Raw genomic sequence first — 24,869 nt, forward strand, 5'->3', positions numbered from 1 at the left:
TATATATAAATTGCTTATTCATAAATTAAATTTATCCTTCATTCAGTAGGTGTTCTAACACCCACTGAAATAGAGGAACTCAGTCTAAGAACGCCACATCCTGTGGCAACGACTGAGTGACCAACATCATGTTGGCCCAAAGCCTCCGGCGGATGTCACGGATTTTGAAAGGAATGAATATAAGGATGTTTTCCTAAAACCTTCGCATCCTGCGAAAACGGCTAACGGGCCTGCATCGGTAAAAACGCCACGTCCTGTGGCATTGCCATTGCCGAAATGACCGACATCGTGTCGGCCCTCGTGCAGGCCCGAGCACAATTTAAAATCCGGACGCATTGTTTATCTGTAGCGAAAGCAAAGCGTCAGCTACAATTACGCCAAGGCGAAATTGATTGATAGAAAGGTGTGAATGAAATGAATTTGCATGCATTAAGGATTTTTACGAATGTAGCAAAGCTTGGAGGAATTACCGCAGCAGCGAATAAAATGCTTCTTAGCCAGCCAGCTGTCACTATTCAAATTCGGAAATTAGAGAGCGAAATAGGGACAAAATTGATTGAAGGGAAAGGACGTGGCATTCAATTAACTCCTGAGGGGAAGTTTTTATATGAGCAGGGAATGCGGTTGTTTTATTTAGAAGCACAAATTGATGAAAAGCTCGGTAAATTTTTAGCGAAGGAAGAAAAAATACATATTGCTTCTTCTTATATACCAATAAACTATATACTCCCGCCTATTATAGCAGCGTATAAGCTTGCTAATCCTCACATTGAATTTTTTGTATCGTTGGGCAATGTGAAATCTGTGGAAGAGCAAGTTCTTAATTATGAAGTAGATTTTGGCTTTGTCGTACAAAATAAAATTGGCCACCCTGATTTACAGTTTGAAAAAATATTAGATATCCCTTTTTGGTTTGTTGTTCACCCATCACATTCTTTAGCAAATCAAACTGTCCCCATTTTCAAATTATCGAATGAGGACTTTATTTATCGGGAACGTGGTAGCTCGACACTTGATTTATTGAAGTCGGTTTTTTACACGTTTAACGGTCCATTACCTAAATTAGGACTTCAAATGCAGGGCTTACATGAATCGATTAAAGTAGTAGAAGCAGGGTACGGTATGACTTTAGCACCCTCCTACAGTGTAACGGAAAGTATAGCAAATGGGAAACTAGCTCGGGTATATGTAGAACATGCAGATATTCAGCAAAGTTTATTTATATGTACACGCAAATCAGATATAGAAGAGCATCCATTTATTCAGTTTTTAAAAGATCATTTAAACACTATAAATTAACAATGAAAAATCGGAAACAAGCAATTACTTAACGACTCCATTTTATATTCAGAATTATTTATTTCCTTTCCAAGTAATAATAATATATAGTTATTTTAGTTAGACACAGTTAATTCTAGTAAGAGTAAATGCTTTAATAACTAGGAGGATATGATGGGGAGATTAGTTCATTTTGAAATTCATGTAAATGACATGGAACGTGCAAAGAAATTTTACGGAGAGGTATTCGGATGGTCATTTCAAGACTGGAGTGATTACGCAGGAATGCCTTACTTTGGAGCGGTGACTGGCAATCAGGATGAGCATGGAATCGATGGTGCTTTAATGCAACGTCAAGGTGCTTCTCCGGAACCAAACCAAGCTTTAAATGGATTTGCTTGTACAATGGGTGTGGAAAATTACGATGTAACAGAAGCTAAAATTCTTGAGAATGGTGGCACGGTTGCAATGCCGAAATATGCTCTTCCTGGAATGGCATGGCAGGGATACTATATTGATACCGAAGGCAATGTATTTGGAATTCATCAACCCGATAAAAATGCAAAATAGCATCTAAATAATTGCATAAAATTATTTTTTAATAGGTTGTCTGGATCTTTTCTAGCCAAACAAATAATTAGCACTGATTAGAACAAAACGCTTGGTACTAAAAACCAAGCGTTTTTTGTTACTTCACTATTTTTTATCAGTGAATTACACCTTTAGATACGGTTAAAGATGACTGGCAGAAGAAAAGACGCGATAAATGATAGAAGTTACCCTATATACGCTGATGCTCAGCAATTGTTTTTAAAAAACATTCCATCGAGTTTGTCATGTATGCATCTTTTCGTCGTATAAAGACGGTTGAAATAGTACCGTATTTTTTAGGAATTGGATGACAATAAACCTTGCCGGTTGTAGAAAGATGTTCGGCAGCCGATTGTGGTACAAGTGTAACACCAAGACCAATTGCAACACTGTTTAAAATTGTCTCTAATATATTAAATTCCATGATTCTTTTTGGCAGTAAACCCTCATCTTTGAGCCAGAGTTCTAGCTTAGAACGATATCCGCAACCTTGATTAGAAACAAGGATTGGTGTAGTCATAAATTCCTCTATACGAAAGGATTTGTTTTGTGATAGGAGAACAAGGTTTTCGGTATATACATCATATTGGTCTAAAACCGGATGTTTAATTGGTCCAGTTATAAAAGCACCATCTAATTGGTGGTCTGCTACTTCTTTAATAAGTTCCTCAGTTAAACCAGCTTGTAGTGTTAAGTCGACATTAGGATACCCCTTATAGTAAGAAGCTAGAATGGTTGGTAATATGCTCACTGTTTCGACTGTACCGATTTTTAATGTACCAGTCGGTGTATCACTATCTAAAAATACTTGTTTCATTTCCTCGACATCTTGCAAAATTTTATTAACGTAAGCAAGCATTTTTCGCCCTTCTGGATTTAATGTCATCCCTTTTTTATGGCGATAAAAAAGAGGAGTATTGAGCTCCTTTTCTAATAGCTTAATACGTGCAGTTACATTGGATTGTACATAATTTAATTCTTTTGCAGCATGGCTGACGCTTTGGTGATTTGCGACGCTTTTGAAAATCTGTAAATCTCGCAGTTCCATCGAGCATACCCCCTCTAAAAACTATCATTATAAATGATAGTTAATATCACTTTCAATCATTTTACGTGATGTATTTTCTTTTTTATAATTCTCATTGTGATTTCATAGTAGTAGTTGTTTTAGAAACGAGGAATAACAGTGAGAAAAAGTCAAATAATAGTAGGGATGGTAGCTTGTTTAATTGCAAGTATGTCATGGGGGGCCATGTTTCCAGTTGCAGATCATGCACTTGAATATATAAATCCATTCTATTTTTCAATTATTCGATATGGTGCAGTATCGATTGTATTAGTCATTTTATTATGGATAAAAGAAGGTAAAAAAGCGTTTCGTTTAGAAGGGAAAGGTAAACTACTCGTCTTTTTTGGGACGATGGCGTTTACTGTTTATAACGTACTTGTTTTCTTAGGTCAGATGTTAATGGGGAAATCTGGAGTTATGGTAGCGTCAATTATGGAAGCACTCATGCCGATGATTTCGATTGCTATTCTTTGGGGGTATAAACATGTGAAACCGAAGAAGTATATGATTAGTAGCATGATTATTGCTTTTGTTGGAGCTACTTTTGTTATAACAAAAGGCGATATGAGTTTCTTTCTTACACTGAAATATAATCTTATTCCGCTAGCATTCATTTTAATTGGAGTTATAGGATGGGTCATTTATACAATGGGCGGTCAAACATTTAATGATTGGTCTACTCTGCGCTACTCTACATTAACTTGTGTATTTGGCACAGCTGTAACAGGTATTATCACAATGATCATCACGATGCAAGGGTATGTATCAGTCCCAAGTATGGAAACGATTTTTACTATTAAATATGATTTATTGTTTATGATGACACTGCCAGGTATTGTAGCATTGCTTAGTTGGAATTATGGTGTGAAAATCTTATCATCTATTAATGGAATTTTATTTATTAATTTCGTTCCAATTACTACATTGGTCATCATGATGATACAAGGATATAAAATAACAGTCTTTGATATAGCAGGTACTCTACTTGTAATTTCAGCTCTTATTTGGAATAACGTATGTCAGCGTAGAGAAGAAAAAAACACGAATCCGCAGATAATACAAGAGGAAGAAGAATTACGCCAGGCTGTCTGATGTTAGAAGATTTATTATTTTCGTTGAGAGAATAATTAAATTTATAGAAAGAGCGTGTTTTAATCAGTTTTCGATTTAAAACAGGCTCTTTCTTTTGTTCTTTGAAGCTGGAATGGCTCCTTGGGGAGAAATGTTAGCGGTGTATAGTTTTCGTGAAAATTCCTAAGAGAGTAGTAACTAGAATGTAACGACGCCTTCGTGGGGATGTCCTAAAAGTTTGTAAATGATTTTTAGGACATTCTTTTTTAGAATAGTGAACTACTTCTAAAGAACTACTTATTCAAAATAATATAGTGATTTAGGTTGATTTACTCAATTGTATTATTTTGTCGATTTTTTATTTAAAAATATCAAAATATGTCGTAATATAATGTGAATAGTTTGGAAAATAGATTTTCTAATGTTATTGAGAGGGGCTATAAGCAGGAGGATTCATTATTAATTTAAGTAAGTTATCAGAAAAAAGAAGAGAAAAGTAAAAATAATGAAAACATAGCATTAGACAAAGCAAGCAGGTTAGCCTCCATGTTGTCATGAAGCAAACAAACATGTATGCTCGCACCTTTGATAATGTACGATTCATTGTCTTTCATTAAAATGTGCACTAAAAATTGAATATAAAAAGGAGTGTATTAACCATGCTACGCAATCTATCTATATTTAAAAAGTTAGTCCTATTAATGTTTATAGCCATTTTAACAGTTGGTATTATCCAAGTGAATGGATATATCACAATGAAATCTTTGGAGAATAACACAGAGAATATTTTTAAAAACCGTCTAGAACCAAGTATAGTTTTGACTGATTATAGGCTTAACAATCGAATCATTGTTTCAAATATGTATCGTTCTTTCCTTATGACAGATGAATCAACTATTAAACAAATTAAAGATGAAATAATGCATGCTTTTGAAGAGAATGAAAAGAATATTCAAATACTTAAAGAAACCAATTTACAATCGGATGAAAATAAAATAATAAATGAATTGGTTCAGCAATATCCAAGCTTTAAAGAAAGTATGGAGCAAGTTTTTCAACTAAGTCTTGACAATAAGAATGAGGAAGCAATAAAATTCTTTGATTCAAGTGCCAAACCTGTATTGGATGAAATTACTGCAAAAGGATTAGAGCTATCAGAATTGAATAAAAAAAATGCAAGTGCATTGAATATGGAAAGTAAAGCTGAGGCAAGTAGAGGTATCACGATCTCTTTAATCATTTCAATTGTATTAGGAATTCTGTTTGTGGCAATCGGTTTTATAGGAGTACGAAAATATATAATTTCTCCAATTGAAAAATTAAAATTTGCTGTTCAACGAGCGGAAGCTGGAGAACTGAATTTTAGTGTAGACTATAATTCAAAGGATGAACTAGGTGTCTTAACGTCTTCATTTAGCCATATGATTGCTCAATTACGAGATCTAATTGGTCAGGTGAAACAATCATCTGAACAGATGGCAGCATTTTCGGTTGAGCTTTCGGCAAGTGCGGAACAAACGAGTGACGCAAGTGAGCATATCGCATCTGTTACTTTAGAGGTGGCAAGTGGCTCGGACGAACAAGTTAGAACAATTGTAGAAACATCAGATGTTGTTAATCATATGGTACAAGATGTACAAACAATAGCTAGAAATTCTACTAACGTTTCAGAGGCTACTGTCCAAGCAGAACAACTTTCAGTGGATGGAAATGATATTATTAAAACCGCTGTTCAACAAATGAACTCCATTCAAACTTCTATTGGCAGTCTAAGTAATGTAATTAGTGGTTTAGGTGAGCGTTCGGCTGAGATTGGACAAATCGTTGAAGTTATTACAAGTATTGCAGCACAAACTAATCTACTGGCATTAAATGCGGCGATAGAAGCAGCAAGAGCAGGAGAACACGGAAAAGGCTTTGCGGTCGTTTCGGAAGAAGTGCGAAAATTGGCCGAAGAATCTTCTGTATCGGCACAGAGAATCTCTGAGTTAATTACAGGAATTCAAACGGAAACGAATAGAGCGGTAGATTCAATGCAATTTACAACGAATGAAGTGGAAACAGGTATTAACAATGTGAACATCGCAGGTGAATCCTTTAAAAAAATTCAACATGCCATCAATGAGGTATCTGTTCAAATTCAAGGAGTGTCTTCATCAGTACAACAGATGGTTACAGGAGTTAATCAAATGACCAAATCTATGGAGCAAATCAATGGAATTGCCCAAAATTCTGCAGAAGGTACACAAAATATTTCAGCGGCTACAGAAGAACAGTTAGCCTCTATGCAAGAAATTACTGCATCTACTTCAGCGCTTTCAAAAATGGCGGAAGACTTACAGGAAAAAACAAATATGTTCAAAGTATAATGAAGACGAATTGTCATATTAAGTGAGAAAGTGCAGTCCAGAGGTAATGGGGCTGTTCAAAAAAAGCCTGTTATCTAAGGATAGCAGGTTTTTTTGTTTACATATGGGGTAAACCTTGTCACGAATTTCATATTATTAATTACAATAACAAAAAAGTGGATTTTTCAGAAACTTAAAGCGCCACATAGTAGCAAAAGTTTTATTTTGAAAATTCAATAACTCTATTGCATCACATTGAACACAATTTTGATTTTTGCTATAGTGTTTGGAAAACTAGAGAAAGAGGGGCGCATATCATGATGGGAGTTTTAGATTTAGAACGATTGACAAGTTTATCAAATGAACAGTGTGAAATTATTTTAGATGTAACCAAAAACCTTCAAACAATAGCTGACCTTTCTCAAGCAGATATTTTTATAGATTGTCTTTTAGAAGAAGATAACGCCTCGTTAATTGTAGCTGAGGCAAAGCCTACTACTATAGCATCTTTATATAAAAAAAGTTTGCTAGGGCAGATAGCATTTGAAGAAATGGAGCCGGGTGTATTATTTAGTTTAAAAACCGGTAAACCAGTTTTTGGATCAAGAGGAATTACGGAAGAGCGTGGAATCATGCAACAAGATATTGTTCCTATAAAAGACCTGCATGGGGAAACCATTGCGGTATTAATAAAAGAAAGAGATATCTCACAGGTAGTGCAGAACGAAAGAAAAATAGAGCAGCTTATGAAAGCGACTAATAGCGAAGACAAGAAAGGTGTCTTTCAAGCCATTGTCGTTCAGGAAATTCATCATCGTGTAAAAAATAATTTACAGGTTATTTCCAGTCTGCTGCGGTTACAAATGCAACGTACTTACTCGGAGGAAGTGGCTGAGGTATTTCATGACAGTATATCTCGTATATCTAGTATGGCTTTAGTGCATGATTATTTGGCACAGCGTGGAGTTGAGGAAGCGGATATTAAACTTTTAATTCAACAAATTTCTACTTTGCTAGTTTCCTCGTCCGTTATTCCAGGTCAACATATCACTGTGTCTGTTGAAGGGGAATCTGTATTCTGTCCTTCAGATAAAGCAACAGCCATTGCGTTGATTATTAATGAGTTAGTTCAAAATAGCATTAAGCATGCTTTTCCTTCACGAAATTACGGGAAAATTGCTATAAATTTGAGGCAACGAAAGCAAATGGTTACGATTACAGTAACAGATGATGGATGTGGAATTGATGATCGTTTTTCGATAGGCGATCTGTCATCTTTAGGATTACAGCTTGTAGATATGTTAGTAGAAGAGAAGTTACAAGGAGTTTTTTCATTCCCTATTTCTGAGGAAGGGACAAAAGTTTCAATAACCTTTCCGATAATATCTACCGAAGTTAATTAATACTAATGACACTTTTATTTGATGTTGTTATTGTTTTCGGACTATTTACAAAATATTTGCTAGTAGTGTAGAATGAACTAAAATAATATCTGAGGCAAAGGCGCCTTTCACGCCCGAAGAAAGTTTTCTTCAGGGATAAGTGAAAGCGCTTTTTTTTCGTTGTATTGCAATCTTAACCATATAAAAAGGGGTGTTAAATGATGAAATTGTCTTGTGTAGTAAAAGGAACTCATTATACGTTTTCGTCGGTAAGGGAGGTACTTGCAAAAGCAAGTGAAGCGAAGTCTGGAGATGTGATGGCGCGTGTAGCAGCGGAGTCATCGCTTGAGCGCATGGCAGCTAAAGTAGTACTTAGCGAGATGCAATTGAAAGAAATTTATGAGAATCCGGTTATTCCGTATGAGATCGATGAAGTAACACGCTTGATTTATGATGATATTAGCGACACGATTTACAAAGATATTCAAAGTTGGACTGTCGGTGATCTGAGAAATTATATTTTGTCATCTGATACAGGTAGAGATCAATTATTGAAACTTTCTAGGGGACTAACAAGTGAAATGATTTCAGCTGTGGCAAAGCTGATGTCAAGCATTGATCTTGTTCTTGCTTCACAAAAAATGAAATATCAAGCACATTGCAATACTACAATTGGAGAGCCTGGTCGCTTAGCTTTTCGCTGTCAGCCAAATCATCCAAATGATGATCCAGAAGGAATTTTGTATTCAATAAAGGAAGGGTTGTCCTACGGAGCAGGCGATGCCGTAATCGGAATAAATCCGAATGTGGATACGGTTGAATCCGTCAAAAAACTTTTGACAATTTCACATGAGTTTATTGAGAAATGGCAAATTCCAACACAAAATTGTGTTTTAGCACATATAACAACACAAATGGAAGCTTTAAAGCAGGGTGCACCTATAGCACTTATGTTTCAAAGCTTAGCAGGTACACAAAAAGGGAATGAAGCGTTCGGTATATCTAAAAAGATTCTTGATGAGGGCTATGAAATGATGGCTCGATATGGTACATCTACAGGTCCAAACTTTATGTATTTTGAAACAGGACAAGGTTCGGAGGTATCTTTAAATGCTGATTTTGGGGTAGATATGCAAACTCTTGAATCAAGAAGTTACGGTTATGCACGTCACTGGAAGCCTTTTATGGTGAATACCGTTTCTGGCTTTATTGGACCTGAGACACTTTATGATGGCCGCCAATTAATAAGAGCGGATCTTGAAGATGGATTTATGGGGAAATTACATGGTTTACCAATGGGGATTGCTCCAACTTATACAAATCATATGGATGCCGATCAAAATGATCAGGAGGTTGCCGGTATCATAACGGCAGTTGCCGGAGCGAATTTTTACATGGGGGTACCGGGTGGAGATGATGTCATGCTGAATTATCAAGATACAAGCTATCACGATGATGCTAGTTTGCGAGAGATTCTGGGCTTACGACCACTTCGGGAATTTGAAAAATGGTTGGAGAATATGGGTTTAATGAAAAATGGGAAGTTGACAAAACGTGCAGGAGACTTATCAATTTTTGATTGAGGAGGGAGGAGCAAAATGGATATTCAAGAAATTGTTCAAAGAGTAGTGGAAGAAGTAAAGAAAAACATGAATTCGCCAAAAACTGAAATCGATCAACATAAAGAAGAAATTATTTATTTTCCGGAAGAACGTATAGAAGGGGTAAAAGAGCCAAATAACGCTGCATCTATTGAGAGGGCGCAAAGTATTACACCTGCCCGTATTGGTATTGGTCGAACTGGAACGCGTATGTTGACGACAAGCTATTTACAATTTTTAATTGATCATGCAGCTGCACAGGATGCTGTATTAAGAGATGTAAGTGATGATTTTCTTCAACATATGGATTTATATAAGCTGGAAACAAAAGCTGGTGATATGAAAACTTACTTAATGGATTTAGATGCTGGTCGAAAGTTATCAGATGAGTCTATTAAGTATCTTGAAAAAAACGGGGATAAAGGCAAAGATGTTCAAATTATTATTTGTGATGGATTGAGTTCCTCTGCGGTAGAAGCCAATGTTGTTGATTTACTGCCTGCTTTAATTCAAGGGTTAAAATTAAAAAATATAAGCGTCGCTAAGCCGTTTTTTATTAAGCGAGGACGTGTATGGGTGCAAGACGAAGTAGCTGCTATTGTTAATTGTGACCTTATCATTTCATTGATTGGTGAAAGACCTGGCCTAAACACAGATGAAAGCTTAAGTGCATACATGATTTATCGGCCTACTGATAAAACAGTTGAAGCTGATCGGACGGTCATTTCAAATATCCATAGAGATGGACTGACTTCAGTTGAAGCTGGTGCCTATCTATCTGAATTAATCGAACAAATGCTTCATGCAAAGTGTTCAGGAGTTACTTTTGCTCAACAAAGAAATTTAACTTCTTTCAGCTGAAATCTCCCACCACTAAAGGTAGTGAGATGAATGCGGCGTAAAGTTACTTTTCAATGGATCCAGAAAGGTTGTGATGTTTTATGAAAAAAAGGATTCTGATTGCTGAAGACGAACCAATTATTAGACTGGACTTAAAAATGATGCTCCGGACTAACGGCTATGAGGTAGTCGGGGAAGCAGGAGATGGGGATCGAGCGATTGAACTCGCTTTTAAGTTAAAACCAGATCTTGTATTAATGGATATTGAAATGCCAAAAATTAACGGTTTAAAAGCAAGCGAGGTTATTGGTCGTCAACTAGATATACCAGTGTTGTTGATTACTGCATACAGTCAAAAAGAATTTGTAGAAAAGTCTAAGCAAGATAATATTATGGGGTATCTAGTTAAACCCGTTTCTGAAGCTAGCTTAATTCCAGCAGTGATGATTGCACTTCAACAAGCTAAGAGGACACAGACGATAAAACACTCTTTACAACTTACCCAAGAACAGATTCAAAAGCGAAAGATGATTAAATGAACAAAAGGGCAACTTGAAGGAAAGTAATCATCTATCTGAGCAGTAGGCATTTCCATTACGCGAAACTAAAAGCATGCTCATTAAGGATTTCAAGTAAATGGGGAGAGTTTTTGGGAATAGCGGTAAAAATTCGGTTTTCTATAACCCTAAAGTAAAGCAAGTAGTAAAAGATTTTTTCTGCTATAGATAAGCTTAATCTCACTTATAATAGAAAGGTTAAATCTTTCTGTTATAAGTGAGATTTTTTATATTCAAAATAAATACAGGTCATATTAAATAATAAAAATCCTTATATATTGCTCAATAAACCTATTTTTTCTTAATCAACACACCTGTAAGTTCAGTTTAGTAGAATAATATGAAACTATTTATAATCACAGCCGTATAAAAAAGGAGCCAATGGATAAGAAAATCTATTTATGAATATAAAAATACGGGCTCATCACCAGTTGTGGATGACCTTTGTATTGGAGTGGAGGCTGGGCGACTCTTTGGGGACAGCGTCACTGATGAGATCCTGAGCGAGCCGGCAGTATAACGAAGGCTAAAAGTAGAGGAAATCTCAATATTTATTAAGGGAAGTGTGTTATGCAATTTGAAGGTGCAATGCTAGAATATCGTTTGCAAAAAGAGAAAGACAAGTTTGAACCAATCTATTATTATACTAATATTGATTTACCACAAATTTTAACTAGAAGAGAATGTGAATTTTTTATTAAAGAAGGTAAGACTTATCAGCAATTGTCTTCTGCTATTGAGGATGAGTTATTTGTAATTTATGTAAAATTGTATGAAGAAACTCCAATTGAAGTCAATGAACCCTTATATGAAGGTATTAAACTCGAATATCGTGAATTAAATGCCTATAAAAACCACCCGCTAATAACATTTGAATATATGACGAATCATTTAGATATTTTAAGTATTATCGGCAGTATATTTACATATATCGAGGACAAGGAATGGGAGCGGGACTCAGCTGAAATTGATGAAGACCGTGGCGTATATGTTTTATATGTTAAGCCAACAGGATATAGGTTATAACGTAGGGAGGGATTTTAAAATGAAGAAGACAAAGAAGATGATGACAGGGGCATTAGCAGCAGCGGCTTTAGTAACGCTATCTGCCTGTGGGGACGAAAGGGGATATGCAGAGCCAACTGGAACGGATTGCGATGATTGGGATTGGGATAATGAGACGGGTACGTATTATTGTGATGATAGTCATTCAACACATGCCGGGAGTCACTATTATGGTGGAAATTATTATAAATCAAAAAATTCGTTACAAGAAAGTGCTGATTACAAAAGTTATGTATCGAATTACAAATCAGGTATAGGTAGCGGATCAAAAGGCGGTTTTGGAGGATAAAGATGAACCAATTTCGTGAGAATCGGCAACAGTTTTTTAGCCAGATAAAGGATTTTTGGCATGACATATATGGAATGGAATATGCCCTATTTGATATTAAGAGAGAAAGTGTTGAAACAATCAATAAGATTCGTCAAGCAACCGACCAGATTGGCCATATTTTTTATAAGTTGGCTACTTTGTTGCGTATGGTAGATGATGAGACACTTTTGCGACTTGGATTTCCCTCTGAAACTCACTCTTTCATCCGCTTGCAAACACTCCCAATAGAAAGTGTCATTGCTCGTTTAGATTTAGTAGTGACGGAGGAACAAGTAAAATTACTAGAAATAAACGCAGATACACCTACGTTTATAAAAGAAGCTTTTTTTGTGAATGGGAAAGTGTGCGAACAGTTTGAGATGGGAAATCCAAACGATGGATGCGAAGATCAATTAAAACAAGCAATTTTGAAAGCTATAACGTCGTCGCTTCGTTCGAGGAGAAGATATGGAGCTAACAATATTGTTTTCGCTGCACACTCGGAGCATGAAGAAGATAAACTTACAACGATGTATTTAAAGGAACTAACTGGATTAAAAAGTCAGTATATGGACTTTAATCAATTACAACTTGTAGATGAGCCGATTATAGAAAATGAAGTAGTTGTCCTACAACAAGGTCTTTATGATATATACAGAGAAAAAATCGATCTTTTATATAGACAAACGTATCCAATTGAACATTTAATATATGATGAAGATCCATTGACGAAAGAAAAAGTAGGTCAATCGTTAATGAAACTAGTGGAACAACATGACTTAGCCATTGTGAATCCTCCTTCTGCTTTTTTACTACAATCTAAGGCAATAATGGCGCTTGTTTGGGGGCTACATGAGGAACAGCATTCTTTTTATACACGTGAAGAACATAACGCGATACATAAATATTTTTTACCAACTTATCTAGATCCAGATATGTTTTTACAACAAGGACAAAGTTTTGTAAAAAAGCCTGCATTTGGCCGAGAAGGAGACACTGTCGAGATTTTTTCAAATACAGGTAAAATAATTGCGGAAGATATTCATAAAACATATAAAGATGAACTTCCTGTTTATCAACAGTTTATAGAATTACCACAAACTAATATTCAAACAGAACGGGGCTCCAAACGAGCGCATTATATGTATGGTTGCTTTTATATTAATGGTAAGGCAAGTGCAATCGGCATTCGCGCCGGGGGACAAATTACAGATAACGAATCTTATTTTTTACCAATAGGTTATTAGAAAATTATAAGAATTTAAGAGGTTGGATCAAACTAAAGTTATCCTAAAAGGAGTGTGTAAAGGAATGGGATATTTCTCATTAGATAGTTTTTTAAATTTTTTATTATATATTGGAACCGGATTTATTCTCATTTTGATTGGTATTGTTGCATTTGCTTTTACAACAAAATTTTCAGAGTGGAAATTAATTAAAGAAGGCAATTTGGCAGTAGCATTGAAGCTATGGGGAAAAGTGATTGGCTTAGGCATCACCTTGTATACAGTATGGTCTTCAAGTGTTCATATACTGGATGCTATTATTTGGGGGTTAATAGGAATTGCCACACAAGTAGTTGTTTATTTGATTATTGAATACGTGTTAACACCAAAAACAAGCTTGGAGAAAAAAGTTGAAGAAGGAAATACTGCAGTAGGCTTCAGCTTATTTGCAGTGGGCATTACGGTAGGATTAATTATAGCAGGAAGTTTGTCATATTAATAATATGTATTTAATAAAACTATAATAATACATTAAAGAGAGCATGTTTTTTATTTGAAAAGACATGCTCTCTCTTTATTTGAATGTTCACATCTGAGGCCATTCGCCACAAGTTGTGGATGACATTTGTTAATGTATATAAGAATCAGACGCGTTTAGTCGGAACGGTAATCAATGATACGTTTATGGTGATGAGTTGAAATTTAGAAGGGATATTACTCTGTATGTCGAAATAAACGAGGGTAGGGTACTAACAGTGAGAAAAATTTGTTTACTCTATATAAATGTATAGTTTAACGTTGACAATCTATGAGGAGTGATGTGGCATGTATATAAGAATAAATGTTGTTTTATCAGTAGGGGAATACTAATTTAGTAGAGAGTTCGGGATCATGGATTTCTCTACTACTTGAGGAGGAATCGGAAGTTTGATTAGTTTAAGATCAATTGATCAAAGCAATTGGGAAGCTTGTATTCAACTAAAGCCTAAGAAAGAACAGGAAGGTTGGATTGCCTCAAATCTGTATTCAATTGCAGAAAGTAAATTTTTACCGCACATGGAGATAAAGGCAATCTATTGTGGAGAAATACTTATCGGTTTCGCGATGTACGGGATAGATTCGGATGATGGGAATTATTGGATATACAGGTTTATGATTGCTGAGCATTCTCAAGGGCGTGGATATGGCAAGAGCGCAATGAAATTGATTATTGAAGACATCCGAAGTAAAGATGATCACACTGACGTCATCTGGCTTGGGTATCAGCCGGACAATGAGCAAGCAAGAAAACTATATGCCAGTATAGGTTTTGAAGAGTCAGAAATGGCTCCTTGGGGAGAAATGTTAGCAAAATATATATTGTTTAACTAATGATTACTTGGGATGTTCTCAAAGTCTACAAATTGACTAAAAGAACATCCCACTTTTTATTTAATTTTTCTATTTCCACTTTACCTCTTCACATTATCGTGTCGTTTCTGTTAATATGCTTATTCCTATACTGTTTTGGTGTGGTGCCTGTGAATTTTTTAAAGACTTTAATGAAATAGCTTTGATCAGTGAAATTTAGCAATGAACCGATATCTAAGATTGGATAATTTGTGAAAGTTAATAGCCTCTTTGCTTCATCAATACGTTGCTGTTGAATATATTCACTGATTGAAATGCCGACTTCCTTTTTAAATAATGATGATAGATAATTGGGACTTAAATGGCAAATATCTGCCAGCTGTTCCAAAGTAACTTCACCATAAATTTGATTATCAATATAATGCTGACAAGATGTGATTGTAGCAGAATACATTTCTTTATTTGCTTTAGATACTCGATTAGTAAAGTCGTAAATGGCTTCCTCTGTTAAAGCGAGTATTTTATGCCAGCTATCTTGTTCCTCGAGTTTTTGAATATAGAAATCGCTTAATGTGAATGCAGTTTCTTCACTTAATCCACCTTCTATGGCTGCACGACAAGTAAGGGCTATTCCAGTTATCATTAGATTTTGTAAACTTCTAAGCCGACTTTGTTTAGAAAGTACGCCAAGTTCAGCTTCTCCTACGATAGAGTAGTTCAGCACCTCAGTTAATTTATCTTTACGCCCGTTTTTTACATAGTCTAACAATATTTTTTCATAATATAGGTTTGTATGAACAATATAGTTTCTTCTTGCATTTGAAAGTTCAAGAATCGTATTTTCTTCTTGGATAATAATCGGCTTTAATGCTTGGTTGTTATGTATAACAATCGTTTTGTTTAGTTTTTGTCGATAAATAAGATAGTAAACGAATAAACTAATTGATAAAAATTGTTGGTAATTGAAAGAAGGGATGGATTGATCACCATCATAGAAATTTATCATTTTTTCATTAGACATTTCTGAGGAAAGTGAAGGTCCTACTATGATTGAACCTAAAAATTGCTGATCCATTTTCAAATTAATATAGAAAAAATTTAATTTAGCGTTAGAGAAAAAAATCGGGAAATCACTAGGAGTAGTATGAAATGGGTATGCTCGAATGTGATCTTTTAAAGGAGCAAAATGTGAGTTTTCTTGGAGATTTTTTGAAGTGTACTCAAAAGCAATTTCCCCAAATTGATCGATATAAAAAACAGAAAGATTATGTGTTTCATAAATTAGTTGACAAATATATTGAAGATCGATTGAGGAGATTTTCATCTTTCTAACCCCGTTTCTATTTTTAATAATAACAATGAAAGTAGTAATATTTTTGGCTAAACACAATGAGAAAATACTATTTTGTGTAGAATAATACAATAAAAAATGTTGATTTGGCAATAAAATAGACAGTGAATTAACTATATCAAGGGGGAAATTAAGTATGGATCTTTTAAATAAAATTGCAGTAGTAACTGGAGCTGGAAGCGGTATTGGTAGAGCTAGCAGTATTAAAATTGCTAGTAATGGCGCAAAAGTTGTAGTGGTCGACTTCAATAAGGAAACAGGTGAAGAAACTTTAAGCCTGATTAAGGAACAGGGTGGCGAAGGTATCTTCGTTCAAGCAGATGTTTCGAAAAGTGAAGATGTTCAGAAATATGTAAATGCTACGATTGAAACATATGGACGTATCGATGTATTTTTCAATAATGCTGGGATTATCCAAAAAATTTCACCACTTACAGAGATTGAAGATACTGAATATGATCGTATTATGTCCATCAATGTAAAAGGTGTATTTCTTGGCTTAAAACATGTTTTGAAAGTAATGGAAGGTCAAGGTAGTGGTTCAATCATTAATACAGCTTCAACAGCGGGTATCCGAAGCGAACACAGTATGGCTGCATATTCTGCAAGTAAACATGCTGTAGTTGGTTTGACTAAATCTGCTTCGTTAGAATACGTTAAAAAAGGTATTCGCATTAATGCTATTTGTCCAGGCGGTGTTCAAACAGCGTTAACAAATAGTGTTACGGAAATGTTTGAAACAACTGGCTATATTCCAGATGAACTTCCGAATATGCGAATGGGACGTTATGCAGCACCAGAAGAGTTAGCAGAAATGGTTGTTTTCTTAGCATCTGAACGCGCTAGCTATATGACAGGATCAATAGTTCTTGTTGATGGTGGTTTAACCTTATAATAAGAAAAATCCCGAATATTGAACGTATTCGGGATTTTTGTTTTTCATATCTTGTGTTTTTAATATATCCTAAAGCTTCTATTAAACATAGTTATATATGAATAATTCATTTGAGCGTGTTTTAATCAGTTTTCTGTTTAAAACACGCTTCTTAATGTAAAATGCTACTTTGAGAAAGAAAAACTATGCTATTTTCTTTTGTTTGGATACTGGAACAGATCGATTTAAAATACTATTTGCTATCATTCCAATCATGATAATGATCATACCGATTAAAGATACTCCAACAGGCCAAGAACCGTTTAAAAAAACAATTTCACCAAGAACAGTAAATACCATTGTTCCAGCTTGTGTTGCCTCCACTGCCCCTAACAAAGAAAGGTTATTTTTCGCTAAGTCAGTAGCGAAGAAAAATGTCATTGTCGCGATAACACCCGAACATACTGCCAATAGGAAACCTTGCATGATTTGCCCAGATGTTGGTATGCCAGTTGTAGTCCAACCATAAATCGCTAATATTATACTGACAGGAAGGCTTCCAATTGCCATGCCTAACACGCGTTGAAATGTATCTAAGCGACCAGCAACGACTTCCATCATTTTTCTATTACCGAAAGGATATAAGAATGCAGCGATAACTACAGGGAGGAAGCCAGATAAAAATTGAGAAATAGTAATATCTCCAGCTTCTGTTAATTGCATACAAATGACACCCGTTAATATAAATAAGGAAACGAGTAAGCTTCGCATTGGAATTTTACCGCGAACTCGTTTAACTCCTGACTTCGTCTCCAATGTAATGAAAAATAACGGAGATAATAACAAACCAGCTAAAATAGTTATTTGCCATGTACCTGCTACGAGCCATGCAGGACTAAATACAGCAGCGTAGCTTAATAAGGAATAAAATCCAATCCCGGCTATTGTGCCATAACCAAGCCAGGCCAAAGGATGTTTACGCATTTCTACCCATAGTGGACGAAGGTTTTTGCGAAATAGGACGATAAAGAATAAAATGGGTAAAGCGAATAAAAATCGGAAGGAAGCAGTCCAAGCCCAGCTTGTTCCTGATACGTTCATAACTCGATTTATAATAAATGTAGCTGAAAAAAACGCAGATGATAAAATACCTAATAAGATAGCACGCATTTCGTTCGCTCCTTCCTGAACATATATCATAATATAATTATTTGTATGAAAAGTAAACTATAATATACCGAAAAGAGGGATTTCTATGAAAGAACAAGAGGATATGCAAACAAAAGAAGTAATTCTGCAAGTTGGTCAATTGTTACGACAAATACGCAATGAGCAAAAATTAAGTTTAGAAGAGTTAGCAAAAAAAACGGGTGTTAGTAAATTAACGTTAGGGAAAATCGAAAGAGGAGAAACGAATCCTACATTAGGCGTCATTTGGAAGATTACAAAAGGATTATCTATTCCGTTGTCACGGCTTATGGTTATAGAAGATATAGTAAATGTTGCACGCTGCGGAGAAGGATTTATTATAGAAGAAAATCAAATGTGGCGATTAGAAACTATATTTCGTTACAACAAAGAAACAGGATTGGAAATGCATCGTGCTTGTTTGCAGCCCAATAGCATATATGAAGCAGAACCTCATCATGAAGGAGCTATCGAATTTGTAACAGTAATGAAAGGGAAAATTTCGATTCAAGTTGGACAAGAAATGTATGAATTAAATGAATATGATTCTATTCAATTTGAAGCAAATCGAAAGCATAGCTATGAAAACACCGGAAATGAAGTTGCAGTTCTCCATTTAACAATGAAATATTTATCTTGAAATAAGTAATCATATTTCATTAAGAAAAATCCCGAATAATGTCCGTTATTCGGGATTTTGTTTATCTTACCTTGTATTATTAATTTATCCTTAAGCTATATTTATTTTATAATGTGAACTTTTTTAGCTCTACAGACAATGTATTTGTCATTTCTTGAAGTTCTAAAACCTTTTCACTAATTTTTTGGAATGATCCTAACTGCTCTTGAGTAGAAGCAGAAATTTCTTCTGTTCCTGCTGCGGTTTCTTCCGTAATAGCTGAGATGTTTTCAATGGCACTGTTCATTTGCTGGCTCATTTCGCTTGTTTGTTCCATATCCTGCTTAAGGTGTTGTAACTGATCATTAATGTCTAAAACATGAGTTGCAATCGCCTCAAATGACTTTTCTGTATCGTTCATCGATTGTAATTGTTCTTTTGACAGCTCGTGTCCATGCTCTGCAGTAGAAAGAATGAGCGTAATACCATCTTGTATATGTGTCACCATCGAAGAGATGAAAGTAGTTGCTTTTTCTGTTTCATTAGAAAGTTTTTTGACTTCCTCTGCCACAATTGCGAATCCTTTTCCAGCTTCTCCAGCGCGTGCCGCTTCGATTGCGGCATTTAATGCTAAGAGATTTGTTTGATCCGCAATAGTGTGGACTGCATTAGCCGCTCCTTCTATTTCTGTTGTGAATTGAGAGAATTGAGTAACAGCCTCTTTGATATTAATCGAAGTAGCTGAAATATCCTTTGCGATAGAGGATTGCTTTTCTAGTGAGCTACGACCATTTTGAACTGCAGTAAGTGCTTTGTTACCGTTCACTGCTGATTGTTCACTTGTCTCCTGAACAGTAGTAAATTGATCTGCCATCGTATTCATAAGGATAGCAGTTGACTGGATATCTTCTGAAATAGTTAGGCTTCCCTTTGCCAATTCATCCGTTGATATAGCAATTTGTTTACTGCCTTCGTTAACGGTTTCAATATAGCTTGTGACATCTTTGGTAAAGAGGCCAACATTTTTGCCTACATGATCAATGGATTGTACGGTGCTTTTTAAGCTAACAATCATTTTAGAAAAGTTCTCAGTCAGTTGATCAACTTCATTTCGACTGTCTTTCTTATAGGAAAGGGAAGAAGTGTCAATTGTCAAATTCCCAGCAGCCACCAATTGTGCATAATCCACAATTTGATTAATCGGATTTGTTATTCTTTTCGCTGCGATAAACGAAAAAACGATTGTAGCAATAATTAGAAGGATACTTCCTATTATTGTAGTTGTGGTAATAAAAGAAATTTTTTGCGCTGCCAGATCATTCGTTTCTTTATACCATTCATTTGTTTCTTTTTTCAGTAGATACATATCGTTCAATATACCGGATATTCTGATTGCTTGTTTTTTTATCTCAGGACGATTGTGAGCAAGAAATCCTGCTTCAGTAGCTTTTGCTAATTCGTCGTATTTACCTTCAATTTTTTTGATGATTGCCTTATGCTCAGATATTTTTGCAATAGTGGAGAGTTTTTCTAAATTTACTTTCGTTTCTTTTAAAGTTGAGAGAGCTTCATTTTTATTGGCCTCACTATCTAAAAAAGTGTAATTGTTTAATGATTGGCTCGATACAACTAAACTTTGTTCAAGTTCTTTTACTGCTAGTAATAGTTCTGTATCATCTTGTGCAGTTGTTTGTATATCAAATGTTTGAACGATAATAAAACCAATCATAACCATTGCGAGGACAATGGGTATCAGTATGTTCATAAATAATTTTTTTCGTAGTGTCACTGGCTGTTCCCCTTTTCTGCAGTAACTTTTATTTTACCTGAGACAATATCATCTTTTGCTTTTTCAATAGCAGCCTGTTGTTCAGGTGTAAGTTTAATAACACGTATATCCGCAAGTCCAACTCCATTATCAGCTAAACCAAATAAAAACGATTTTTCGGAAATTTTCCCGTCATCAACTAATGTATTGGCCATTTTAAAAACAGCTTGGTCGACATTTTTTAACATCGATGTTACGACCGTCTTTTCGGCAATGTAAAATTGATCAGTATCAACTCCCGCTGCATATACGCCCATTTCTTCAGCTTTTTTAATGGCGCCAAAGCCTGTGAAGCCCGCTGCATGATAAATAAAATCTACGCCGTTCTTTATGTAACGTTCTGCAATTGCGGCACCAGCCTCTGTATCATCAAATGTGCCAGCATACTCACTAACAATTTCGATGTTTGGATTAAAATATCGAGCTCCCTCAATAAAGCCGTTTTCAAAATGATGGATAACTGGAACATTTGCACCACCAATAAATCCTATTTTTCCTGTTTTACTCGTCATTGCGGCAACCATACCAAGTAAAAAGCTACCTTCCTGCTCTTTAAAAGTGATTGAAATGATATTTGAAACATCTGATTGACCATCAATAAGAATAAATTGCTGATCAGGGTATTTTTTCGCTGTCTTTTCTAAAGCTTCTTGTACAGAGAATCCAAGACCGATAATGACGTTATACTTTTCTGCTACCAGTTCCTCTAGCTTCTGTTCGTAATTGCCATCAGGTGCCTCTTTATAATCAAACAAAATACCTAATTCATCTCGAGCCTTCTCGAGCCCTTTAAAAGCTGAATCATTAAACGATTCATCACCAAGCCCTGCATCTGAAAGCAAGATACCGATTTTATAATCGTTTTTCTCTTTTTCTGGCGAAGCTGTTGAACAGCCTGCTATTAGCAAAGCTATTAAACACAAGCCAATCATGATTTTTTTCAATATAAGTACCTCCAATTGTATGTATTATTTATATCGACAAATAGTTAATTTATGTCAGATGTCAGACGACGATTTTTGTTTTACCATTAAATACTATCAGATTATTTACAATTTACTACAGGAAAATGGGTTCAAATCATCCTTGATATTTTCTAAGCAATGAGTATTTAGTTTGTTTTGTAATGGATTTTCTCTATGTATATAGTGAAAAAGGTATGGAGATATTGTAAAGAATTTGTATATTTAACATAATCAACTCTTTATTTTAGACAATAAAAAAGCCTCGCAAACGTCCAAAGAGTTTGCAAGGCTCGCCGTTCAATAGTAATGAATTAAACCGCACCAAATAATTTCAATACATTTATAATAATGATCCCTACAATGCCGAAGTCTGAATCGCCAAAAGTAGTTCCTTCATAGCCGATATCCCCCATAAAGATAAGTAGAATCGCGGGGATAAAGCTAATAATTAATCCGTTAGCAAATGCTCCTACTATAGCACCGCGTCTACCTCCAGTTGCATTACCGAATACTCCTGCAGCCGCACCCGTGAAGAAATGTGGCACAAGCCCAGGTACAATCACTTTTAGCCCTATGAGGGGAAGGATAAACATGGACACTAAACCTGCTACAAAGCTAAACAGGAAGCCAATAATAACTGCATTTGGTGCGAAAGGAAAAATTGTAGGGCAGTCTAATGCAGGCTTTGTATTTGGCACTAGTTTATCTGCAATCCCTTTAAAGGCAGGAATAATCTCGGCAATTAGCATTCGCACTCCAGCCAAGATGATATAGACACCAGCGGCAAAGGTAATAGCTTGAATAATGGCAAAGACGATAAAATTCGAACCGCCAGATAACTGTGTCTCAATATAGGATGGACCTGCGACTAGGGCAACGATAATGAAAAATAGACTCATAGTTAAGGATACAGCTACAGATGTATCTCTTAAGAAACCAAGAGATTGTGGTACTTTTATATCTTCCGTTGATTTGGCTTTGTTTCCAAAGAGCTTCCCAATTTTAGCAGATACATAATAACCAACACTGCCAAAATGGCCAACAGCAAAATCATCACTGCCGGTTATTTGACGAACAGTTGGTTGTAAAATGGCAGGGAATATGACCATACAAAGACCAAGTATAATAGAGCCAACGATTATAAGAGGGGTGCCACTCATACCACCGACTGAGAGTGATGCTGCGATTAAACACGCCATAAATAATGTATGATGACCAGTTAAAAATATATATTTTAAAGGCGTAAATCGCGCGAATAAAATGTTCATAATCATACCGAAAACCATAATCATGGCAGTAGCTGTTCCGAAACTAGTTTGAGCAGCTGCTACAATCGCTTCATTATTTGGGATAACTCCTTGGACGCTAAATGCATGATCAAACATTTTACTAAAGTGATTTAAAGAACCAATAAAACGGTTGCACCTGCGCCCAATATAACAAAGCCCATAACCGTTTTTAATGTACCAGAAAGAACGGTAGAAGCTGACTTTTTTTGGATTAATAAACCGACAAAAGCGAATAGGCCGACTAATATAGCTGGTGTTCCTAAAATGTCATTCATAATAACATCTAACACATTAACACCTCATCCTATCCAATTTTTAATTAAGCTCAAATTTAATCCTTTATAACAGCGGTTGAAGCTTTAATTTAATTTCTGAAATACTCATCATATTAACAATACTAACAATATGACCTCTCTCTTCTGGCAATTGAGAGACAATATCTTCTGCGCCAATATAAATATCCGCTTTCTCTGCCTTGGCAGATGCTAAATCAGTGTGAGTTACTTCTGCAACTTTTCCAAGTTCTGTTAGCGCTTTTTTTACATTCAATTCCATAATAAAACTACTGCCTAAGCCATTCCCGCACACTACTAAAATCTTCATCAAGATTACTCCTTTGCCACAATTTGTTGAATTTCTTTGATAATATCGTCTTTATGCTGGCAGGCGATGATACTGTCTATTTGATTGGGTTCTTGCAAAATCTTTGTTAAGTCAACTAATGCCTGCAGATGCGACGAATGATCGGCCGCAGCCAAGATAAAAATTAAGAAAACAGGCTTTTCTGGTCCAAACAAAACTGGCTTTTGTAAGCTTAATAAGCTCATGGCTAGCTCATTGACTCCTTCTGTGTGCCGTGCATGTGGAATCGCTACTTTCGGTGTTATGACTACATAAGGTCCGTGTTTTTCAATGGAATGAATCATTGACTCAATATAACGTTCTTCGATTTTATTGTGTTTTAGTAGTGGACTTGCCGCTAAATGAATAGCTTCCTGCCAAGTATTTACAAAATTTGCGAGTTGTATAGTATCTTTTGTTAGTAACTCAGTTAACAAGTACAACCCTCCTTTCATAGGGATAAACATTCCCCATTCCATGTTATTATTGTTGATTATGGAATTATGTCATATAAGGATATATTTTTAATTTCCTGGCTAAATCATAAATTGAAGTTTTTACAAATAAGTCCATTTTGCTATCTAGACGACATTTAGAGTAAATAAGTTGGATCTTTCTATTAAGTGTCATATCGTGTAAGTCTTTTTTGATCAATAATCCTGATTTTAACTCGTCTTCAATAAGAGCAACTGACAAAAAGGCAATTGTTTTTCCAAAAGTAAGCATCTTTTTAATAGTACTAACAGAATCTAGCTCGATCGTATAAATGGATGGGTGAAATGAGTCCATCCATTTTTCTATAAAATGATTCGTTGAACTTGAGGAAGTGTGCAACAATACTTTGTTTTTTAGGACATCTGCTTTTGTGATGTCCTTTTTTGCTGCAAGTTCATGAGTAGGGCTTAATGCCAATATAAGTTCGTCTTCACCAATTGTTTCGTAAACAAGGGATGGGTTTTCTTGTTTTGTTTCCATAATTAGCCCGAAATCTAATTCTTGAAGTGCTACCTTTTGCTCTATTTCGGGTGCTGTTTTTACTTCCAGTGATATTCGGATATCAGGATAAGCTGTAGAAATGTGATGGATTATATCGGGCATAAAAATATGCGTAGGTAGCCCGCTTGCTCCAAGTCGAATGGAGCCGATATTCCCCGCCAAAAGATTTTCAACAAAACGGTTCATGTCTTTTTGTAGCTGTACAATTTGCCGAGCGTAATGATAGAGTCCTTCTCCTGCTTCTGTTAAACGGTATCCACCTGCATTTGTCCGAAATAAACGGATGCCGTATTCCTCTTCAATTGAACGAATATGAAAAGATACCGTCGGTGCAGTAATACCAAGCTCTTTGGCAACAGGAGCTAATTTTTTTAATTCTACAAGTAGGCAAAACGCCTGTAATTTCACATTATTCATTTTATCCTCCTAAAGTAAATTAGAAAAAATCTT

The 24,869-nt window shown here is 35.5% G+C and carries 23 protein-coding genes and 1 pseudogene; 15 read left to right on the forward strand and 9 right to left on the reverse strand.

The window, feature by feature from the left end:
* Window positions 1–414: 414 nt before the first annotated feature.
* Both ACFVT8_RS12820 and ACFVT8_RS12825 read left to right on the forward strand, forming a co-directional pair.
* On the forward strand, window positions 415–1,299 hold the full coding sequence (locus tag ACFVT8_RS12820; RefSeq protein ID WP_387080625.1) for a LysR family transcriptional regulator: 885 nt from the start codon (window positions 415–417) through the stop codon (window positions 1,297–1,299).
* Between the two features lie 153 nt (window positions 1,300–1,452).
* Complete coding sequence (locus ACFVT8_RS12825; RefSeq protein WP_387080627.1) at window positions 1,453–1,848, forward strand: VOC family protein; 396 nt, start codon at window positions 1,453–1,455, stop codon at window positions 1,846–1,848.
* A gap of 211 nt (window positions 1,849–2,059) precedes the next feature.
* Here ACFVT8_RS12825 and ACFVT8_RS12830 read toward each other — a convergent pair whose 3' ends face one another.
* Window positions 2,060–2,917, reverse strand: coding sequence for a LysR family transcriptional regulator (locus ACFVT8_RS12830; protein ID WP_387080629.1), 858 nt, complete (start codon window positions 2,915–2,917; stop codon window positions 2,060–2,062).
* A 138-nt stretch (window positions 2,918–3,055) separates the two neighbouring features.
* On the opposite strand from ACFVT8_RS12830, the gene ACFVT8_RS12835 reads away from it, so the two are divergent.
* The 11 genes from ACFVT8_RS12835 (at window position 3,056) to ACFVT8_RS12885 (ending at window position 14,709) form a co-directional block, all read left to right on the forward strand.
* Complete coding sequence (locus tag ACFVT8_RS12835) at window positions 3,056–4,030, forward strand: DMT family transporter (protein WP_387080632.1); 975 nt, start codon at window positions 3,056–3,058, stop codon at window positions 4,028–4,030.
* A gap of 638 nt (window positions 4,031–4,668) precedes the next feature.
* Entirely contained in the window at window positions 4,669–6,378 is a 1,710-nt protein-coding gene (locus ACFVT8_RS12840; RefSeq protein ID WP_387080634.1) for a methyl-accepting chemotaxis protein, read from the forward strand.
* 296 nt (window positions 6,379–6,674) lie between these two features.
* Window positions 6,675–7,760, forward strand: a complete 1,086-nt coding sequence (locus ACFVT8_RS12845) for a sensor histidine kinase (RefSeq protein ID WP_387080637.1) — start codon at window positions 6,675–6,677, stop codon at window positions 7,758–7,760.
* Window positions 7,761–7,960: 200 nt separating this feature from the next.
* Window positions 7,961–9,322, forward strand: coding sequence for an ethanolamine ammonia-lyase subunit EutB (locus ACFVT8_RS12850; protein WP_387081509.1), 1,362 nt, complete (start codon window positions 7,961–7,963; stop codon window positions 9,320–9,322).
* 15 nt (window positions 9,323–9,337) lie between these two features.
* Window positions 9,338–10,201 carry an ethanolamine ammonia-lyase subunit EutC gene (gene eutC, locus ACFVT8_RS12855; protein WP_387080639.1) on the forward strand — a complete coding sequence of 288 codons (864 nt, stop codon included), beginning with the start codon at window positions 9,338–9,340 and terminating at the stop codon, window positions 10,199–10,201.
* A gap of 80 nt (window positions 10,202–10,281) precedes the next feature.
* A complete protein-coding gene (locus ACFVT8_RS12860) occupies window positions 10,282–10,719 on the forward strand; it encodes a response regulator (RefSeq protein ID WP_387080642.1) in 438 nt (145 codons plus the stop codon).
* Window positions 10,720–11,307: 588 nt separating this feature from the next.
* Window positions 11,308–11,763, forward strand: a complete 456-nt coding sequence (locus ACFVT8_RS12865; protein WP_387080644.1) for a hypothetical protein — start codon at window positions 11,308–11,310, stop codon at window positions 11,761–11,763.
* Window positions 11,764–11,782: 19 nt separating this feature from the next.
* Window positions 11,783–12,091 carry a hypothetical protein gene (locus ACFVT8_RS12870; RefSeq protein ID WP_387080647.1) on the forward strand — a complete coding sequence of 103 codons (309 nt, stop codon included), beginning with the start codon at window positions 11,783–11,785 and terminating at the stop codon, window positions 12,089–12,091.
* Window positions 12,092–12,093: 2 nt separating this feature from the next.
* Window positions 12,094–13,359 carry a glutathionylspermidine synthase family protein gene (locus ACFVT8_RS12875; protein WP_387080649.1) on the forward strand — a complete coding sequence of 422 codons (1,266 nt, stop codon included), beginning with the start codon at window positions 12,094–12,096 and terminating at the stop codon, window positions 13,357–13,359.
* A gap of 64 nt (window positions 13,360–13,423) precedes the next feature.
* Window positions 13,424–13,837: a DUF350 domain-containing protein gene (locus tag ACFVT8_RS12880; protein ID WP_387080651.1), complete on the forward strand. Its 414-nt coding sequence runs from the start codon at window positions 13,424–13,426 to the stop codon at window positions 13,835–13,837.
* 428 nt (window positions 13,838–14,265) lie between these two features.
* The gene (locus ACFVT8_RS12885) at window positions 14,266–14,709 is read left to right on the forward strand and encodes a GNAT family N-acetyltransferase (RefSeq protein ID WP_387080654.1); all 444 of its coding nucleotides are present in this window, start codon (window positions 14,266–14,268) and stop codon (window positions 14,707–14,709) included.
* Between the two features lie 88 nt (window positions 14,710–14,797).
* Here the strand turns inward: ACFVT8_RS12885 and ACFVT8_RS12890 are convergent, their stop codons facing one another.
* Entirely contained in the window at window positions 14,798–16,012 is a 1,215-nt protein-coding gene (locus tag ACFVT8_RS12890; protein ID WP_387080657.1) for an AraC family transcriptional regulator, read from the reverse strand.
* 163 nt (window positions 16,013–16,175) lie between these two features.
* Here ACFVT8_RS12890 and ACFVT8_RS12895 point away from each other — a divergent pair, with 163 nt between their 5' ends.
* The gene (locus tag ACFVT8_RS12895) at window positions 16,176–16,934 is read left to right on the forward strand and encodes an SDR family NAD(P)-dependent oxidoreductase (protein WP_387080659.1); all 759 of its coding nucleotides are present in this window, start codon (window positions 16,176–16,178) and stop codon (window positions 16,932–16,934) included.
* Between the two features lie 183 nt (window positions 16,935–17,117).
* On the opposite strand, the gene ACFVT8_RS12900 is transcribed toward ACFVT8_RS12895, so the two are convergent.
* Window positions 17,118–18,083 (reverse strand): DMT family transporter, encoded by a 966-nt coding sequence (locus ACFVT8_RS12900; protein WP_387080662.1) that lies wholly within the window; start codon window positions 18,081–18,083, stop codon window positions 17,118–17,120.
* 85 nt (window positions 18,084–18,168) lie between these two features.
* On the opposite strand from ACFVT8_RS12900, the gene ACFVT8_RS12905 reads away from it, so the two are divergent.
* Window positions 18,169–18,741 carry a helix-turn-helix domain-containing protein gene (locus tag ACFVT8_RS12905; protein ID WP_387080664.1) on the forward strand — a complete coding sequence of 191 codons (573 nt, stop codon included), beginning with the start codon at window positions 18,169–18,171 and terminating at the stop codon, window positions 18,739–18,741.
* Between the two features lie 106 nt (window positions 18,742–18,847).
* Here ACFVT8_RS12905 and ACFVT8_RS12910 read toward each other — a convergent pair whose 3' ends face one another.
* The 6 genes and pseudogenes from ACFVT8_RS12910 to ACFVT8_RS12935 form a co-directional block, all read right to left on the reverse strand.
* Window positions 18,848–20,509 carry a methyl-accepting chemotaxis protein gene (locus tag ACFVT8_RS12910; protein ID WP_387080667.1) on the reverse strand — a complete coding sequence of 554 codons (1,662 nt, stop codon included), beginning with the start codon at window positions 20,507–20,509 and terminating at the stop codon, window positions 18,848–18,850.
* Entirely contained in the window at window positions 20,506–21,492 is a 987-nt protein-coding gene (locus ACFVT8_RS12915; RefSeq protein ID WP_387080670.1) for a BMP family lipoprotein, read from the reverse strand. Before ACFVT8_RS12915 ends, ACFVT8_RS12910 begins: the two co-directional genes overlap by 4 nt.
* A 332-nt stretch (window positions 21,493–21,824) precedes the next feature.
* Window positions 21,825–23,092: pseudogene (locus tag ACFVT8_RS12920) on the reverse strand (PTS ascorbate transporter subunit IIC).
* Between the two features lie 49 nt (window positions 23,093–23,141).
* Window positions 23,142–23,405 carry a PTS sugar transporter subunit IIB gene (locus tag ACFVT8_RS12925; protein WP_387080671.1) on the reverse strand — a complete coding sequence of 88 codons (264 nt, stop codon included), beginning with the start codon at window positions 23,403–23,405 and terminating at the stop codon, window positions 23,142–23,144.
* A gap of 5 nt (window positions 23,406–23,410) precedes the next feature.
* Entirely contained in the window at window positions 23,411–23,860 is a 450-nt protein-coding gene (locus ACFVT8_RS12930; protein ID WP_387080674.1) for a PTS sugar transporter subunit IIA, read from the reverse strand.
* A 64-nt stretch (window positions 23,861–23,924) separates the two neighbouring features.
* Window positions 23,925–24,836, reverse strand: coding sequence for a LysR family transcriptional regulator (locus ACFVT8_RS12935; protein WP_387080677.1), 912 nt, complete (start codon window positions 24,834–24,836; stop codon window positions 23,925–23,927).
* Window positions 24,837–24,869: the final 33 nt, after the last annotated feature.

Origin of the sequence: Lysinibacillus sp. NPDC058147, from assembly GCF_042884205.1 — a bacterium.
GTDB lineage: Bacteria > Bacillota > Bacilli > Bacillales_A > Planococcaceae > Lysinibacillus.